Origin of the sequence: Nocardioides zhouii, from assembly GCF_004137345.1 — a bacterium.
Taxonomy (GTDB): domain Bacteria; phylum Actinomycetota; class Actinomycetes; order Propionibacteriales; family Nocardioidaceae; genus Nocardioides; species Nocardioides zhouii.
On record NZ_SDWV01000008.1, the window covers coordinates 138,417 to 155,155 of the forward strand.

The window sequence follows — 16,739 nt, forward strand, 5'->3', positions numbered from 1 at the left end:
TTCATGCGACCTCTTCAGGCCCGTCTCGTCACCCTCTGCCAGCAGGTGCTGGCCCTGGGTGTCGTGCTCGTCGTCCTCACGCCCGCCTCCGGTGTGGTCTCGCTCGACATCGTCGGCACCCACCCCGGCCAGCGGCCCGCCGGCTCGTCCAGCGGCCAGGCGCTCCCGGCCGAGCTGATGTCGGCCACCGTGCCGACCAGGCCGGTGACCCCGGAGGTGACCGAGGTGCCGCTGACCGGCGCCGCCGGTGGCTTCTCCGGGCTTCGGGGCCGCACCGTCGCCGGTGGCGCCACCGACGCCCGCGTCACCAGCACGCCGCAGTCCGTCACGGGCTTCGCGGCGATCGGTGTCACCTGGCAGCACGGCGAGGACCTCGACGAGGACCAGATCGCCGTCCAGGTGCGTACGCGCACCGGTGACGACTGGAGCGCGTGGGAGGACCTGGAGTACCACGACGAGCACGGACCCGACGCCGGCAGCGAGGAGGCGGCCGGGTCCCGGCCCGGCACCGAGCCGATGTTCGTCGGCGAGGTCGACGACGTCCAGGTGAAGGCACTCACCGACGGGGTCGCGCTGCCGGACGACCTGTCGCTCGCGCTGGTCGACCCGGGCTCGGCCACGAGCAGCGAGGTCGAGAAGGCCGCGGACGTGCCCGACGACGCGTCGACGGCGTACGACGAGGAGTACGCCGAGCAGGCCGCCAAGAACGGCTCGGGCATCACCCTCCAGGCGGCGCGCACCAGCATGAAGGCGGTCGCGCAGCCCACGATCTTCTCGCGCGCCCAGTGGGGCGCGGACGAGAGCATCCGCGACAAGAGCGCCCTGCGCTACGGCACGATCAGCGGCGGCTTCGTGCACCACACGGTCAACGCCAACGACTACACCGAGGCCCAGGTGCCGGCGCTCCTGCGCAGCATCTACGCCTACCACGTGAAGTCCCGGGGCTGGAGCGACATCGGCTACAACTTCCTCGTCGACCGGTTCGGCCGGATCTGGGAGGGCCGCTACGGCGGCATCGACAAGCCCGTCGTCGGCGCGCACACGCTGAACTACAACGACTACTCGTTCGCGATGTCGGCGATCGGCAACTTCGAGACCACCCAGCCGACCGACGCCATGCTGCGCGCGTACGGCCAGCTGTTCGCATGGAAGCTGTCGCTGCACGGGGTCAACCCCGCGTCGACCTCGCAGACGATCGGCCGCAGCACCTTCCAGGCCATCAACGGCCACCGCGACGCCGGCTCGACCGCGTGTCCGGGCAAGTACCTCTACGCCCAGATCCCGCTGATCCGGCAAAACGCCGCCCAGGCGGCGCCCGCGACCCCGGTCCCGCCGGTCGTGGTCCCGATCGCGGTGTCGGAGCCGAACCCGCAGAACAACCTCGACGCCTCGCCCTACCCCGACCTCGTCGTGCGCAACGCCGCCGACGGGCGCGGCCTGGTCATCCCCACCGGCGGCCTCACCGCCTTCCAGCAGCGCACGGTCGTCGGCAAGAAGGGCTGGGACCAGCGCTCGGACGTGCTCGTCTCGCCCGACCTCACCGGTGACGGCGTCGCCGACCTGGTGACCGCGGACGCATCCGGCGAGGTCCGCATCCGGGCGGGCGTCGGCAACGGCAAGTTCGGCAAGACGGCCAAGAAGCTGTCGCTGCGCGGCTACTCGCTCATCACCGCGGTCGGCGACATCAACGGAGACGGCCGCAACGACCTGGTCGCCCGCTTCAAGGGCCGCCTCACCACCCTGGTCGCGACCGGCCGCGGCGGCTTCGACCGCAAGGCCACGCGCAAGGGATACGGCAACGCCCGCCAGCTCATCGGCGCCGGCGACGTCAACGCGGACGGCCGTGCCGACCTGCTGGTGCGCACCAAGAACCGGCTCCTGCTGCAGACCGGCTACGGCACCGGCCGCTTCGCGCCGACCCAGAAGGTCGCCGGCTCGTGGCAGGGCTACAACCGGCTCGTCGCGGGCGACTTCAACGGAGACGGCCGCGCCGACCTCGTCGGGCGCACCACCAACGGCAACGTGGTGCTGCTGCCCGGTCGTGGCGACGGGTCGTACGGCGCCGCGCTCGGCCCGGCCACGAACCTCAAGTCGATGCGGTGGATCACCGGCGTGCAGATGGTCGGCGGCCAGGGTGCTGACCTGGTCGGTGTGGCCGGCCAGCAGCTCGTCGTCGTCGCCAACCGCGACACCTTCGAGCTCGGCGCCCCGGTCGACACGGGCGTCTCGTTCGCCGGCATGGAGACCCTGCTCAACGCCGGCGACGTCAACCGCGACGGGTTCGGCGACGTCCTGGCCCGCAGCACCACCGGCGAGCTCTGGCTCTACGCGGGCAAGGGCACGGGCGCACTCGCGCCCGGCACGCTGCTGGGCAGCGGGTGGGGCGGCATCACCGGCCTCGACGCCGTCGGCGACGTCACCGGTGACGGTGTGCCCGACCTGCTCGGCACCCCGTCGGGTGGAGTGCTCTCGGTGTGGGTCGGCAACGGCGGCGGCTTCAACGCGGCCGTGCCCGTGAAGGGGTCGGTCCCGTCCCGCGCCGGACTGCCCTCGGACCTGTCGAGCTTCGACTGGGTGCTGGAGGTCCAGGCCATGAAGCTCAAGGGCCACGCCGACTACATCGTGCGCGACCGGATGAGTGGCGTCGCGTACGTCTTCGGCGGCCGCAGGTCGGGCGTGTCGGCACCGCGCCTGCTGGGCGAGGGACTGGGGGCCTTCGACCTGGCGGGTTGAGAGGAGAGCCGCAGTCAGGCTCGGGCAGTCGCCCGTTCGGCGTCGTAGACGCCGTCGAGGCGGTCCGGGTCGGGATTGCGGACAAGGACCAGCGAGCCGCCTCGTCCGAGGGGCTCGGTGAAGGTGGCCATTCCTGGTGGGGAAGCCGGGTCGGCCACCGACAAGAGACGGCCGCCGTCGGTGAGAGAACTCCCGGCGGCGGCCGTCAGGTCTGTCGGTGAGGGGAACAGCTGCCGCTGGGTGAGGGTGTCGGTCGCGAGGTCGTCGGCGGTCGGCGGGTCCCAGGCCGCCCAGCCGTCGGGCTGCGACCAGATCTCGACACCCACGTCGAGCACGCCAGCGGGAAGCGGCTCGGCGAAACGTACGCCGAGCGGGCGCAGGCTGCAGGCCAGCACCGGGATCGCCGCGGCACGGGGCGCCCACGCGTCGAGGCCCTCCGGGCCGCACACCACGGCGTCGGGGTCGTCGGCGGTGGTGACGCGCAGCCCGACGTTCCATGCCGCGCCGAGGAAGACCGGCGACAGCCAGTGCGGCGGCAGGTCGATGCGCAGCGACATCCCGCGCTCGAGGTCCGCCACGTCGGTGAGCAGCCCCGACGCCTTCGCCACCCAGTTGGCGTACGTCGTCGCCGACAGCTCCACGCGCTCGTCGGTGGCGTGGTCGTAGAACGTCAGCAGCGGACGGCCGGGGTCACGCCGCAGCTGCGCTGCGAGCACCTCGGCGAAGGTCGGCACGGGTCGGCGAGCCGCCTCAGACGGCGTTCGGCTCCGGGGAGTCCATGTAGGGGTAGTCCTCCATGAACGTCTCCAGGGCTGCGCCGCTGACGTCGGAGCAGTACTGCCAGACGCCGACCTGCTTGCTCGGGTCGGTCTCGCCGGCGCCGCCGACGGACCAGTGGGTGAAGGCGACGTGCTGGCCCTTCGGGAAGGCCTTGCCGTCCTCGGAGGTCCACGGCACGGCCTTGAACTTGTCGCGCAGGTTGGTCGTCCCCTGGAGCTTGGAGGCGATGCCGCGCAGCACGTCCATCTTGCTGGAGCTGTCGGCGATGGTCTCGTCGTACCAGAGGATCGTGAAGCCGTGCTCGAGGTTGTGCACCAGCTCGCCCAGCTCGGGGCGGTCGGAGGTCAGGTAGAGCTTGCGGTCCATGCTGTCCCACATGTTCCAGTGCTGGCCGAAGGCCGGCGGGGCGTCGGGGTAGCTCATCGGCGTGCCGACCTCGACGTGGTCCTGGTTGCCCTCCGCGGTCTTCGTGACGACCTTCTGGCACGTCGACGCCTTCGCGCCGATCTCGCCGAGCGAGTCCGAGGCGAAGGACCGCAGGTCGTACCAGTCCTTGACCGGCTTGAAGGCCGCCGCGCCGACGATGAGGACGGCGACGAGGACGCACACGCCCACGATGGCCATGCCGCGACGGTTCTCCGACTTCGACTGCTGGGAGCGGATGGAGTCGATGACCGCCTGTCGGTCGGTCTTTGCCTGCTTGGCCACGGTGCTCTGTGTCTCTCGGTCGACTGCTGGAGGGGGCGGTGCGGTGGTGCGGTGGCAGAGTCTACGTAGTCACGGGTGACACGCGGCACACGCCGTCGGTTCTGCTGCCCGACGGGCCCTCGTCCCACCCGTCGACCTGCCACCCGTACGCGAAGCAGACCGCGGCCACGGCCGTGCGGTCGGTCGGGTCGGGCAGTGCGGCGAGCGCGGCGTCGAGCTCGCCCCGGTCGGCCGGTGCCCCGAAGGGCATCCGGTCCGCGACGGCCCCCGCCAGCGCGCGTACGACGGCCTCGCGGGCGCCCCAGCCGAAGAGGTCGCCGCCCTCGGGGCGCACGAGGGCGGTGGCGCCGGGTCCGTCCTTCCCGGGCGGCAGCACCAGGTCCGCGCGGCCACGGACGACGGCGAACGGGCGCCCGGACAGCTTGCCCAGCACCAGCTCCGCCGCTCCCGCGAGCTCGTCGGCCACGGCCGGGAGGGTCACGGCGAGGGGGTTGCCGTGCGGGTCGGTGCGGCCGGCGAAGTCCTCGGCCACGACCAGCCCGGCTGCGCCGACGGCGATGTCGGTCTGCCCCTCGCGCCACGCCCGCCCGGCGGTGTCGGTGACGACCACGCCGACGTTGACGCCGGCCCGCTCGTGGATCCCGCGCCGCAGCGCCCGGGCCGAGGCGTCGGGGTCGAGGGGGAGCAGCACGATCGAGCCCAGGGCGACGTTGGACGCGTCGACCCCGGCCGCGGCCATGGTCAGGCCCAGCCGGTGGCGCACGATGCGGGTCGCACCTCGACGGGCGACGAGGCGTACGGACTCCTCGTCGATCGCACCGTCCCGGTCGCCGGTGCGGGTCCGGCCCTCCGCCTTGCTGACGACCTTGCTCGTCACCGAGACCACGTCGCCGTCGGCCAGGTCGGCACCGTCGCCGAGCGCGGCCAGGACCAGCGCGGCCAGGTCGTCGCCGGCCGTGACCTCCGGGACGCCGTCGGGCGCCCAGACCTCGATCCTCACGCGGCCCCGCCGGTGACCAGGGCCACCGCGGCGGCGGCCATGGCGGCCGTCGCGTCGAGGTCGCTCATCATCAGCGGAACCGCCCGGGCCCGGACGCCGGCCTCCTCGAGCCGCGGAAGCTGGTCGGCGTCGCGGGTGTCGACGAGCCAGCCGTCGAGCACGCCGCCGGAGTCCCGGGACCCGTAGTGGGCGCCGACGGCCGCGGCCGAGACCTCGACCCCGATGCTGGCCAGCATCTGCGCCGCCATCCCGTGCACGTGCGACCCCCCGACGATGGGGGAGAGGCCGACGACCGGCGCGGCGGTCGCGCGTACGGCGTCCCGGATGCCGGGGACGCCCAGGATGGTGCCGACCGAGACCACCGGGTTGGACGGCGGCAGGACCAGCAGGTCGGTGTCGGCGATCGCCTCGAGCACGCCCGGCGCCGGCGTGGCGGCGTCCTGGCCGACCACCAGCACGGTCTCGGCCGGCACCGCGGCGCGCAGCCGCACCCAGTACTCCTGGAAGTGGATCACCGAGCGGCCGCTCGAGCTGTCGGGGTCGGCGATCGCGATGTGCGTCTCCACCCGGTCGTCGCTCATCGGCAGCAGGGTGACGCCCGGCTGCCAGCGCCGGCACAGCGCCTCGGTCACCTGCGAGAGCGTGAAGCCGGCCTCGAGCATCTGTGTGCGCACGAGGTGCGTGGCGATGTCGCGATCACCCAGGCCGAACCACGTCGGCTCGACGCCGTACGCCTCCAGCTCGGTCTTCGCGCTCCACGTCTCGTCACGTCGACCCCACCCGCGGTCGACGTCGATGCCGTCCCCCAGGGTGTACATCACGGTGTCGAGGTCGGGGCAGACCTTGAGGCCGTGGATCCACCAGTCGTCGGCGGTGTTGGCCACGACCGTGACCTCGGTGTCGGCGCTGCCGCCCGGCACCGCGCCGGAGCGCAGCCCGTGCAGCAGGCCCTGGACGAACCTTGCCCCGCCGACCCCGCCGGAGAGGACGGTGATACGGCTGAGCGTGGCTGTGGATGATGGCATAGCAACAGCCTGCCGGAAGGGGAATGGCCATATCAGATCCGGGCTTGACTTGCGGGGTACGACAGGCATGTAATTCCCACAGTGTCGTTAGTTCTTGAAATGGGTCGAAAGGGCTACAACCATGAGAGCTGAACTGTTCCTCCTCGAGCCCGAGGGCGAGGAGCTGGGGTGGCAGGACCGCGCCCTCTGCGCGCAGACGGACCCCGAAGCGTTCTTCCCGGAGAAGGGTGGATCGACCCGGGAGGCCAAGAAGGTGTGCCTCACGTGCGAGGTGCGCGACGACTGCCTCGAGTCGGCGCTGATGAACGACGAGCGCTTCGGCATCTGGGGCGGCCTGTCCGAGCGGGAGCGTCGCAAGCTCAAAAAGCGCGCGGTCTGACGCCGCTGCGCCGCCTCCAGCCACGTGGAAATGCGTGGTTTTTGGCGGCGCGGAGCGCCTCGCTAAGGTGCTCCGGTGACCGTCACTGCGCTTCTCGTCAGTCATGACGGGGCGCGGTGGCTGCCGGCAGTTCTCGCAGGTCTGATCGGGCAGACCCACCCGATCGACCGCGTCGTCGTCGTCGACACGACGAGCCGCGACGACAGCGTCGCCGTCGTGCGCGACGCGCTCGCCCCGGCCGGTCCAGACAGTTCCGACGGGCTCGTCGTCGAGGTCGTGCCCGGTTCGACGAGCTATCCCGCCGCCGTGCGCCGCGGGCTCGAGCTCGCCCCGGCCGTGCCGATCGGGGCGGAGGACGAGTGGGTCTGGCTGCTGCACGACGACAGCAATCCCGACCCGACCGCGCTCGCCGAGCTCCTCGCGGCCGCCGAGGCCAGCCCCGATGCCGCGATCCTCGGCCCCAAGCTGCGCGAGTGGCCGTCCCTCCGTCGGCTGCTCGAGGTCGGTCTCACCATCACCGGCACCGGTCGTCGGGAGACCGGGCTGGAGCGCGGTGAGTACGACCAGGGCCAGCATGACGAGGTGCGCGAGGTCCTCGCGGTCAACACCGCGGGCATGCTTGTCCGTCGTCGGGTGCTGGAGTCGCTCGGTGGCCTCGACGAGGACCTGCCGATCTTCGGCAACGACATCGACTTCGGCTGGCGGGCCGCCCTGGCCGGACACCGGACGTACGTCGTGCCCCAGGCCGTCGTCTTCCACGCCGAGGCCGCGCACCGGGGCATCCGGCGGACGCCGCTGACCGGGCGCCACACGCACTACCAGGAGCGTCGGGCCGCGCTGCTCACGTTGCTGGCCAACGTGTCGGGTCGCAGCTTCCCTTGGCACTTCGTCCGGCTCTTCTTCGGCTCCCTCCTGCGGGTGCTCGGCTTCTTCGCCGTCCGCTCGGTCGGGGAGGCCTTCGACGAGCTCGCCGCCGTGCTCTCGGTGCACGGCCGGCCCCGCCAGGTGCTGGCCGCCCGCCGCGAGCGCGCGCGCCGCCGCGAGGGCGAGCCCGTGGACGTACGCCGCCTGCTCGCGCCGGCCTGGCTGCCCTACCGCCACGGCCTCGACTTCGTCACCGACCTGGCCTCGGCCCTGACCGGGCAGGCCGCCGACGTCGCCGAGCGCCGCCGGGTCGCCCGGGCCGGCGGAACCGCGCCGACCGCAGCGCAGCAGCAGCGACGGGGCTCGGCGGAGGACGACGAGGAGGCCTACCTCACCGACAGCGGGTTCGTGGCGCGCTTCTTCACCAACCCCGTCGCGGTCGTCCTGGTGCTCTTCGGGATCCTCGCCCTGCTGGCCGCACGCGAGGCGTTCGGCTCGATCGTGGGCGGCGCGCTCTCGCCAGTGCCCTCGGCGGTCGGCGACTGGTGGTCGCTGCACACCGCCACCTCGCTTCCCCTGGGCACCGGCACCGACGTGCCGGCCCCGGCGTACGTCCTGCCGTTCGCCGTCGCCGCGTGGGTGATGCTCGGCCACACCGGCGCCGTCGTCTCCGCCCTCATGCTGCTGGCCGTGCCGTTCGCGGCGTGGGGAGCGTGGCGGCTGCTCACGGTGGTCGGCCACCTCGTCGACCCGCGCGGACTGCCCCGCTGGCTGGTCGTGTGGGGAGCGCTCACCTATGCCCTCGTCCCCGTGACGTCGGGTGCCTGGGCGGAGGGGCGCTTCGGCACCGTCGCGGTCGCGGCGCTGCTCCCGTGGGCGGCCCACGCCGCGCTCGGCTTCGTCGACCCCGACCGCGACCGGCGCTGGCGCGCCGCCTGGCGCACCGCCCTGCTGCTCGCGCTCGGCGCCGCGTTCGTGCCCGGGCTCTGGCTCTTCGCCCTGCTCGCCACGGCCGTCGTGCTCGGTGCCGCCGCCGTCATCTCGCCGCGACTGCTGCGCGAGCGTGACAGCTGGGGGCCGCCGGTCGTCGCCGTCGCCGCCACCCCGCTGCTGCTGGCGCCGTGGCTGGTGCCGCTGCTCACCACCGGCTCGGCGTCGGGACTGCTGCTCGAGGCCGGTCGGCTCACCGTCGACCAGGTCACCTTCGGCGGCCTGCTGACCGGACGGCTCAACGACATCGGCGCACCCGGGTGGCTCGGCGCGGTGCTCGGCGCACTGGCTCTGGCCGCGCTCGTCCCCCGACGTACGCGCGTGCCCGTCGTGATCTGCTGGATCGTGGCGCTGGCCGCGGCCGTGGTCTCCGGCGTGCTCTCCCACCTCTCCCTCGACCTGCCCTCGGTCACCACGCGGCCGAGCCTGGGCCTCTTCGTGGTGATCCTGCAGGGCACGTCGATCGTGGCCGCGGTGCTCGGCGCCGATGCCTACCTCCGGCGTCTCGACGAGCACCACCCCTGGTGGCAGCGCGGCCTGGCGACCGCCCTGGCCGTCGCCGCCGCCGTGGTGCCGCTCGGTGGACTGGGCTGGTGGCTGACGACGCCCAGCAACACCCTCGAGCGCGACGCCGGGAGCGCCGTCCCCGTCTACATGCAGCAGAGCTCGCTCCTCGGCCAGGAGCACGGTGTGCTGGTCGTCGGCGGGTCCGTCGAGGACGGCATCACCTACCGCATCCGCCGCGACGACGGCACGACGGTGGGCGAGGACGAGGTGCTGACCCTCGCCGACGAGGACACCGCGCTCACCGACGACGTACGCACGCTGGTGTCGTCGCCGACGCCGGCCGTGGTGGCCGACCTGGGCGCCCGCGGGGTGGAGTACGTCGTCCTCACCGCGCCCGCCGACGGGCGGATCTCGTCGCTGCTGGACGCCACCGGGGGCCTCGACCAGGCGAGCGCGGAGGACCGGAGCACCCGGGCCTGGCGGGTCGACCGGCCGCTGGACCCCTCGGCGCTCGGGGGCTCCCGCTCGTGGTGGCGGACCGGACTCCTCGTGCTGCAGGGGCTGGCGATCCTCGCTGCCCTCGTGCTCGCAGCCCCGACCGTGCGGCAGCGCAGGCAGGAGCAGGTCGATGACTGAGCAAGCACCCCAGGCGGAGTCCGGCGGCCGCCGTCGCGTGGCCGAGGCCGCACGCCGGCGCCCGTCGCCGCTGACCCTCATCGCCGTCGCGGTCCCGCTGCTCACTGTCGCGGCGCTCGCGATCGTCCGCCCCGCCGAGGTGCCGCCGACGTCCTTCGCGCCCACGAGCGCGGCGCTCGACCGAGCGACCGCGGTCTGCCCCGCGCGGCTGCCGGGCGCCGACGACGTCCGGCTCGGCAGCACCGGGCTCGGCTCGGGCGACCTCGCGCTGCGCGTCGGGCGTACGGACGACACGACCACCCTCGAGGCCGGCACCGGATCCGTCACCGAGCGCGAGTCCGTCGTCGTCGACGGCAGCGCGGACCTCGCCGCCGGGCTGGTCGCCACCCGGGCAGGAGCGGGGTCGGCCGTGACCTGCGACCGGCCCGTCCCGGAGCAGTGGTTCACCGGTGTTGGCGCCTCTGCCGAGCACTCCTCGATCCTCACCCTGGTCAACCCGGACAAGGGCCCAGCGGTCGCCGACGTCATCGTGTGGGACGGCAGCGGCCTGGTGGACGTCCCCGCCCTGCGCGGCATCCGGGTGCCCGGCAGCGGCTCGACCTCGTTCGACCTCTCCGACGTCGCCCCCAGCCGCGACGCGCTCGCCCTCCACGTGCAGGTGTCGCGCGGCCGGCTGGCGTCCAGCGTGGTCGACGTCGTCGACCCCGTGGGTCGCGACCGGCCCGTGCGCGAGTGGCTGCCGGCGCAGGCCGCCCCCGCCGAGACGTCGTACGTCGCCGGGCTGGGGTCCGGCCGCGCCGACCGGACCCTGACGCTCGCGAACCCGGGTGACAGCGAGGTGCGGGTCGCGCTGGAGCTGGTGAGCGAGGAGAGCGAGTTCGCGCCCGCGGGGCTGGAGGAGATCACCCTCGCGCCGGCCTCGGTCCGCGAGGTCGACCTCAGCGGCGTGCTGCGCGGGCGGAAGGCCGAGGGCGTCCAGGCGCTGCGGGTCGAGGCCACCGGACCGGTGACCGCCTCTGTGCGGACCCGGATCTCCGACGACCTCGCCCTCGCCGTGGCCGGCCCGGGCATTGCCGACGAGGCGGCCGTGGCACTCCCGCCCGGGGCCAAGCGCCTCGTCGTCGTCGGCGCCACCGCGCCCGGCGTGCTGACCCTGCAGGCCTGGGACGAGAACGGCGATGCGGTGGTGCGGGAGCGCCGCGTCGAGATCGACCCGGCCACCGCCGCCCGGATCCGGCTGCCCGACGACGCGGTGCTCGCACTCGTGACGCTCGACCGCACCGCGGCCGTGGTCTCGCTCGAGGTCAGTGACCGCGGCCTGTCGGCGCTCCCGCTCTCGCAGCTCGAGACGAGCAGCCAGGTCGCCGACGTCCGACCGGCCCAGCGCTGACCGAGGTCAGTCCTGGTCGCCGTACCTCTCGTCGACCTGTCCCGGCGTGAGGTTCAGCAGCTCGGCGAGCTGCTCGACGACCACGGTGTGCACCATCGCCTCCAGCTCGTCGCGGTTGGTCGCGCGGTGCTCGACGGGTCGCCGGAAGATCACCAGCCGGGTCGGGTCCTGGCCCTTGCCGCGCACCAGCGACGACAGCGGCACGGTCTCGTCGCCCCAGTCGTCGGGCAGCATCGGCGCGTCCTCGACGGCGTACTCGACGAGTCCGAGGTGCTGCTGCCACCGCTCGTCGAGGGGCGTGACCACGTCGAGCACGAGCTGGTCGAACTTCTGCCGGGCCGTCCGCAGGGAGGGGGTGCCGGGGTCGGCCGGGAGGATGCCGGGACCGCGCATGCCGCGACCCCGCCGGTCGCGCGCCCGTCGCCTGACCTCTCCCACACCTTCCTGCATGCCGCGAGCCTAAGCGCCGTCCATGCATGCGGCGGGTAGCGTCACCGCCGTGAGCCTGAGTCGTCGTTGTTCGCGGACGGCGTGCGGCCGTCCTGCGGCCAACACGCTGACCTATGTCTACGCCGACCAGACCGCGGTCCTCGGTCCGCTGGCGACGTACGCCGAGCCGCATGCCTACGACCTGTGTGAGCTGCACAGCGAGCGGCTGTCCGCACCGCGCGGCTGGGAGGTGCTCCGGCTCGCTCCGGACCCGCGGACCCAGGGGCCGACCACCGACGACCTGCTCGCGCTCGCCGACGCGGTGCGCGAGGCCGGCCGGCCCGCCCCGGCGCCCGTGCCGCTGCACTCGACGGACGACCCGAGCCGCGGCGCCAAGCGCGGTCACCTGCGCGTACTGTCGTCGACCGACTGACCTAGACTCCGCTGCGTGAACATCGACCCCCAGCTGCTGAGCATCATCGTCTGCCCGGCCTGCCACGGTGAGCTCGTGCCCGACGTCGTCGACGGCGCCGACGAGCTCGTCTGCCAGGGGTGCGGCAACGCCTATCCCGTCCGCGACGACATCCCGGTGCTGCTGGTCGACGAGGCCCGCAAGCCGGCCTGAGGACTGCTGAGAAGAGGCCAGCTCGTGGCGACGTGGTTCGACGAGGCCCGGCTCGATGACGCCGGGGTGCTGGAGACGGTGGACCTGCGCCTGCGGACGCTCGCGGAGAGCGGTGCGCGGGTCCGGCGCGAGGCCCACGAGGCCGCAGCAGCGACCGCCGAGCTGATCGCGCAGGGTCGCGACGGCGAGCGTCCGCGTGCCGTGATCGCCGCCGGACCGGACTCGCGCCTGCTGCGCGCGGTGCTCGAGCCGTGGTGCCCGGTGCCGTTCGTCGCCTGGCCCAACCCCGGCCTGCCCGGCTGGGCCGGCTCGCTCGACCTCGTCGTGATGCTGGCGCCGGAGGGCAACGACCACGGCTCCGCGTCAGCGGTCGCCGAGGCCGTACGCCGTGGCTGCCAGGTCGTCGTCGCCTGCCCCGAGCGGTCGCTGGTCGGCGAGCACGCCGCCGGGCGCCATGTCACGGTGCTGCCGACGGCGACGGGGGACCAGCTCGCGACCGCAGTGGTGATGCTCGACTACCTCGCGCACGTGCACCTCGGCCCACGCGCCGACGCCGAGTCGGTGGCCGAGTCGCTCGACGAGGTCGCCACCGACTGCTCACCCCACCGCGACCTCGCGGTGAACCCGGCCAAGATGCTGGCGATCGCGATGGCCGACACCAACCCGCTGGTGTGGGGAGGTTCGGTGCTCGCCGCCCGCGCCGCCCGCCGGCTGGCGGAGTCGCTGCGACGTACGAGCGGCCGCTCGGCGATCGCGGGTGACGCCGAGCACCTGCTGCCGGTCATCGAGGCCACCAAGCCCCACGACGTGTTCGCCGACCCGTTCGCCGAGGAGCCGGCCGACCTGCGGCCGCTGCTGCTCATCCTCGACGACCGCTCCGACGACCCCGTCGTCCGCGAGCAGACCGGGGAGCTGCGCGCCGCGGCGGCGCGGCACGGCGTACGCGTCGAGACGCTCGACACCGACGCCGACGCGGAGGTCGCGCGCTACGCGTCGCTGCTGCTGGCCGGCACCTATGCCGCGGAGTACCTCCGCGTGGGGCTGGTCGAGGACTAGCCGTTCGACAGTGTCATGCCGAACACCAGGGCATCGACGCCGTGGACATACGCCGTGCGCTCGACCTCCATGCCGAGGGCGCGGGCGACTCCCTGCGAGGGGGTGTTCTCCGGGCGGACGAGGGCGATGAGGTGCTCGACACCGTGCGCCGCGGCGCAGTCGCGGACCGCGCGGGCCGCCTCGGTGGCGTAGCCGTGCCGGCGCAGGTCCGGCATGACGTGGTAGCCGACCTCGACGTGGGCGGTGCCCTCGACGTCCTGCATGGTGAGGCCACAGTCGCCGACGAAGGTGCCGTCGTGGGTCTCGACGACCCAGAGGCCGAAGTCGTGCTCGGCGTAGTTGCGCTGCTGCCACTCGATCCAGCGGACCGCGTCGTCCCGGTCCCGCGGCGGCCGGTCGACGTGGACCGGGTCCGGGGCCGAGAGCACGGCGGTCATGTCGTCGAGGTCGGCCTCCTCCATGATCCGGAAGCGGAGGCGCTCGGTCGGCTCGGGCAGCACCGGGTCAGGTTAGTGGCCGGGTGCTCTCGGGCGCTGGTTGGTCGACGTCGGCCCACACCTCGACGAGCTCGCTGACCAGTCCGTCGCGGACGGCTGCGAAGCTCGCGACGGCGAACCGCAGCTCCTCGCCCGCGTCGCCCTCGCCGATCACCGTCGCCCGCAGCACGCACCGCTCGCCGTCGGTGACGAGGTCCTCGACGAGCATCCGCTGGAAGCCGGGGTAGTCGGCGTTGAACCGCACCCACGCGTCCTTGTCGAAGACCTCGCCGGTGTGCACGAGCCGGCACGTGAAGTCGGCGTGCAGGAGGTCGGGGAGGCCCTGCCAGTCGTGCGCGTCGATCGCGGCGGCGAGGCGAGTGAGGAGGGCGGCTGCGTCCATGAGGTCAGTGTGGCGCGGCGGTCCGACAGCGCCGCCGGCTCAGGTCTCCAGGCAGAACTCGTTGCCCTCCGGGTCCGTCATCACGATCAGCTCGTCGCCCTGCCGCACCACCCGGGCGCCGAGGGCGACCAGCCGGTCGCGCTCCTCGTCGAGCGGACCCGTCGCCCGGAGGTCGAAGTGCTGGCGGTTCTTGGCGACCTTGTCCTCGGGCACCTGCTGGAACCAGAGGTTCGGTCCGCCCCACCCCGCGGGCTCGACCCACGCCCGCTCGGGGGTGCTGTCCTCGTCGACGTTCGACCCGAGCACGGCCGCCCAGAAGGCCGCCATCGCGAGCGGGTCGTGGCAGTCGAAGGTCACGGACTTCACGAAGGAGGGCATGCGGCACCCCCGGTGCGTACGGCGACCGTCGCGTAGCGCGCCAGCGCCTCGTCGAAGTCGGCCTCGCCGAAGTCGGGCCAGAGCTTCGGGCTCACGTGCACCTCGGCGGTGGCCACCTGCCACGGGAAGAACCCGGACAGCCGCTGCTCCCCGCTCGTCCGGATGACGAGGTCGATGTCCTTCACCGGGCCGCCGGGCAGGTGGGCCGTGATGTCGGCGGGCGTGATCCCGCCGGCCGTGTCGACGGCGCCCGCGCGAATCGCGCCCCGGATGCCGGCGACGATGTCCGCGCGACCGTCGTACCCGATGGCGAGCGTGACGTGCCCGTCGCGACCAGCGGTCCGGGCCTCGCACCAGCCCAGGAGGTCCTCGATGTGGTCGGCGCCCCTGCGGTGCCCCTCGCTCAGGTTCAAGAACCCGGCGATGCGTGCCCACCGGCGGTTGCCGTCCATCACCACGCCGACGTGTCGCGGGATCGCTGTCTCGCTTCCGGCGTCCACGGTCGTCACGCGGCCATCCTGTCCGAGGTCCGTGCGTGCCACCAGTGCGTACGCCGCCTGCTACTCGCCGTTGGCGGTCTCGTCGATCCAGTCGACAGCCTCGTCGGTCAGTTGGGTCTCACCCTGCTCGGAGTCCCCAGCCCACCAACGAGGGTCTCGCTGTCCCCCAGCGGCAGTCAGGACCTCATGAAGGATGTCGTCGGGCAGCAGTTCGCCGTTGTGGTCGACGAGCCAGGCCTGGGTCGACGTGGCGAGACGCGGCCAGATCTGAGACATGTCCATGGCGTGGATGGTTCCTTTGCATGCCGGAGCACGCAATAGCTCTGTGGTGGGCAGATCGGACGACCAAGGATTCATTCGGGATGTCACGCTCGCACCGCGACGCCTGGACACCACTTCGGCCCCGCCGGATGGTGCTGCGGCGGGGTGTGGGGCGGGGTCAAGGTCGGTCGGGTTGCTCGGGTTCGTCGATTCGGGTGGTGCCGGTGCGGTCTCGTCGGTAGTGGTGGCCGTGGGGGCTGGTCCAGTCGAAGATCCCGGGCTCGGTCATGCGGTAGGTCCAGGCGGAGTGGGTCTTGAGTCGGTGGTGGTAGCGACAGAGCGCGGCCAGGTTGTGGGTGGCGGTCGGGCCGGGTTGGGGTCGTCCTTCGACTTTGGCGTCGTGGTCGTACTCGATGACGTGGTCGATGTCGCAGCGCCGGGCGGGTCGGGTGCACCACGGGAACACGCAGGTCTGGTCGCGGAGAACGATCTGCTCGCGGATCCGGTCGGGGATCTCGTACGCCGGTGTCGACGGCTCGACGTTGAGGTCGATGACGGGCTTGACGGTGACCTTGGTCCGGGAGTCGGCGCACCAGCCCGTGACCTGGTCGAGGAGGACCAGGCGTTGGCCGTTCTCCATGTGGCCGGTGGGACCGAAGACCGTCTGCTCGCCCACGGTGGATGCGTCGAAGTGGGCGTGGACGACGACCTCCCGGGCAGCCGGCAGACCATCCTCGTTGCCGCCGGAGCGGTGGCCTTGGCTGAACAGGTCCAGCGCGGTCTGGGTGCGGGCGAGGTCGCCGAGGGCCTTGGCGCGGCGTACGTCCAACGAGTCGGTCGACCCGAGTGCCTTCTGCGCCGCAGCGTTGTGGCTCAACGCCTGGTCCAGGTCGAGGGCGTCGGCGAGGTCGAGGTCGGCCTCGACATGCAGGGTCCCGGCGTAGTGGACGTCCTCCTTGTTGACCGTGACGTGGCGTGGGTCGACGGAGAGGTAGCCGTCCTCCGGATCAGCTGCCGGGTCCGGTGTGGCGAGCTCGAACCTCTTGATGGACTCGGCGACGAGCCGGTCGAGCTGCGCGGTGCCGATGCGTCCGGCGACGGCGGCGACCTGGGAGTCGATCCACCGGGCGGCGTCCATCGTGAGCGTGGGTGAGGTGTGGATGGTCGTCTCGGCGACGAGCCTGGCCCGCCATGACGGCACCCGACCCGAGTGGACCTGGTCCCACAGTCGGGGGAGGCGGTGGCGGAGCTCGAGGGCGTGGCCGATGAGCTTCTTCGCCGCCGTGGTCGAGATGCCGAGGATGGCGCCGAGCTCGGCGACGCAGAACTCCGCCACCAGCGGACAGCCGACACCGGCGATGGGTTCCTCGTGCTCGCAGCCGGGCACGGTGAACGCGGCCGCGGAGTGGATGGACTCGGGTGGGTGGAGGTCGGCCCAGCGGGCGGCGACCTCGAGGAGCTCGGCTGCGGCCTGGTCCTCGGCGGCTTTGCGGTCACGAGCGAGCGCGAGCAGGTCGGTGGCCGAGAGGTCGTCCTCGACCCTCTCCTCCACCCGCTCCAGCGACTCGATCATGTGTTCTAGTATAGGCGATACCACCG

18 protein-coding genes are annotated in these 16,739 nt (G+C 72.9%); 7 read left to right on the plus strand and 11 right to left on the minus strand.

Annotated features, from left to right (window positions below):
• The first annotated feature begins 3 nt into the window (after positions 1-3).
• Positions 4-2,733, plus strand: coding sequence for an FG-GAP-like repeat-containing protein (locus EUA94_RS09990; RefSeq protein ID WP_129426725.1), 2,730 nt, complete (start codon positions 4-6; stop codon positions 2,731-2,733).
• Between the two features lie 14 nt (positions 2,734-2,747).
• Here EUA94_RS09990 and EUA94_RS09995 read toward each other — a convergent pair whose 3' ends face one another.
• From EUA94_RS09995 to cofD, 4 genes are all read right to left on the minus strand, one after another.
• A complete protein-coding gene (locus EUA94_RS09995; protein WP_129426726.1) occupies positions 2,748-3,467 on the minus strand; it encodes a TIGR03089 family protein in 720 nt (239 codons plus the stop codon).
• A 16-nt stretch (positions 3,468-3,483) separates the two neighbouring features.
• Positions 3,484-4,221 carry a DUF3105 domain-containing protein gene (locus EUA94_RS10000; protein ID WP_129426727.1) on the minus strand — a complete coding sequence of 246 codons (738 nt, stop codon included), beginning with the start codon at positions 4,219-4,221 and terminating at the stop codon, positions 3,484-3,486.
• Between the two features lie 61 nt (positions 4,222-4,282).
• Positions 4,283-5,221 carry a coenzyme F420-0:L-glutamate ligase gene (locus EUA94_RS10005; protein ID WP_207210488.1) on the minus strand — a complete coding sequence of 313 codons (939 nt, stop codon included), beginning with the start codon at positions 5,219-5,221 and terminating at the stop codon, positions 4,283-4,285.
• Positions 5,218-6,246 (minus strand): 2-phospho-L-lactate transferase, encoded by a 1,029-nt coding sequence (cofD, locus tag EUA94_RS10010; protein WP_129426728.1) that lies wholly within the window; start codon positions 6,244-6,246, stop codon positions 5,218-5,220. The genes EUA94_RS10005 and cofD overlap by 4 nt, the downstream gene beginning before the upstream one ends.
• 121 nt (positions 6,247-6,367) lie before the next feature.
• Here cofD and EUA94_RS10015 point away from each other — a divergent pair, with 121 nt between their 5' ends.
• From EUA94_RS10015 to EUA94_RS10025, 3 genes are all read left to right on the plus strand, one after another.
• On the plus strand, positions 6,368-6,625 hold the full coding sequence (locus tag EUA94_RS10015; RefSeq protein WP_091199910.1) for a WhiB family transcriptional regulator: 258 nt from the start codon (positions 6,368-6,370) through the stop codon (positions 6,623-6,625).
• A 75-nt stretch (positions 6,626-6,700) separates the two neighbouring features.
• Positions 6,701-9,622, plus strand: coding sequence for a glycosyltransferase family 2 protein (locus tag EUA94_RS10020; protein WP_129426729.1), 2,922 nt, complete (start codon positions 6,701-6,703; stop codon positions 9,620-9,622).
• Positions 9,615-11,012 (plus strand): DUF5719 family protein, encoded by a 1,398-nt coding sequence (locus EUA94_RS10025; protein ID WP_129426730.1) that lies wholly within the window; start codon positions 9,615-9,617, stop codon positions 11,010-11,012. Before EUA94_RS10020 ends, EUA94_RS10025 begins: the two co-directional genes overlap by 8 nt.
• 6 nt (positions 11,013-11,018) lie before the next feature.
• Here the strand turns inward: EUA94_RS10025 and EUA94_RS10030 are convergent, their stop codons facing one another.
• On the minus strand, positions 11,019-11,462 hold the full coding sequence (locus tag EUA94_RS10030) for a metallopeptidase family protein (RefSeq protein ID WP_242494778.1): 444 nt from the start codon (positions 11,460-11,462) through the stop codon (positions 11,019-11,021).
• Between the two features lie 49 nt (positions 11,463-11,511).
• Here EUA94_RS10030 and EUA94_RS10035 point away from each other — a divergent pair, with 49 nt between their 5' ends.
• Genes EUA94_RS10035 through EUA94_RS10045 form a run of 3 tightly spaced genes read left to right on the plus strand, consistent with a single transcriptional unit; the run spans position 11,512 to position 13,122 of the window.
• Positions 11,512-11,874 (plus strand): DUF3499 domain-containing protein, encoded by a 363-nt coding sequence (locus EUA94_RS10035; RefSeq protein WP_129426731.1) that lies wholly within the window; start codon positions 11,512-11,514, stop codon positions 11,872-11,874.
• A 15-nt stretch (positions 11,875-11,889) separates the two neighbouring features.
• A complete protein-coding gene (locus tag EUA94_RS10040; RefSeq protein WP_129426732.1) occupies positions 11,890-12,066 on the plus strand; it encodes a Trm112 family protein in 177 nt (58 codons plus the stop codon).
• A 24-nt stretch (positions 12,067-12,090) separates the two neighbouring features.
• Positions 12,091-13,122 carry an SIS domain-containing protein gene (locus tag EUA94_RS10045; RefSeq protein ID WP_129426733.1) on the plus strand — a complete coding sequence of 344 codons (1,032 nt, stop codon included), beginning with the start codon at positions 12,091-12,093 and terminating at the stop codon, positions 13,120-13,122.
• Here EUA94_RS10045 and EUA94_RS10050 read toward each other — a convergent pair.
• From EUA94_RS10050 to EUA94_RS10075, 6 genes are all read right to left on the minus strand, one after another.
• Positions 13,119-13,622 carry a GNAT family N-acetyltransferase gene (locus EUA94_RS10050; RefSeq protein ID WP_242494779.1) on the minus strand — a complete coding sequence of 168 codons (504 nt, stop codon included), beginning with the start codon at positions 13,620-13,622 and terminating at the stop codon, positions 13,119-13,121. The two genes, EUA94_RS10045 and EUA94_RS10050, sit on opposite strands and share 4 nt — an antisense overlap.
• 4 nt (positions 13,623-13,626) lie before the next feature.
• Entirely contained in the window at positions 13,627-14,001 is a 375-nt protein-coding gene (locus EUA94_RS10055; RefSeq protein WP_129426734.1) for a nuclear transport factor 2 family protein, read from the minus strand.
• Between the two features lie 39 nt (positions 14,002-14,040).
• The gene (locus EUA94_RS10060; RefSeq protein ID WP_129426735.1) at positions 14,041-14,379 is read right to left on the minus strand and encodes a VOC family protein; all 339 of its coding nucleotides are present in this window, start codon (positions 14,377-14,379) and stop codon (positions 14,041-14,043) included.
• Positions 14,364-14,888, minus strand: coding sequence for an undecaprenyl diphosphate synthase family protein (locus EUA94_RS10065; protein ID WP_129426736.1), 525 nt, complete (start codon positions 14,886-14,888; stop codon positions 14,364-14,366). The genes EUA94_RS10060 and EUA94_RS10065 overlap by 16 nt, the downstream gene beginning before the upstream one ends.
• A gap of 51 nt (positions 14,889-14,939) precedes the next feature.
• Positions 14,940-15,161, minus strand: coding sequence for a hypothetical protein (locus tag EUA94_RS10070; RefSeq protein ID WP_129426737.1), 222 nt, complete (start codon positions 15,159-15,161; stop codon positions 14,940-14,942).
• Between the two features lie 157 nt (positions 15,162-15,318).
• Positions 15,319-16,713 carry an HNH endonuclease signature motif containing protein gene (locus tag EUA94_RS10075; RefSeq protein WP_129426738.1) on the minus strand — a complete coding sequence of 465 codons (1,395 nt, stop codon included), beginning with the start codon at positions 16,711-16,713 and terminating at the stop codon, positions 15,319-15,321.
• Positions 16,714-16,739 lie beyond the last annotated feature (26 nt).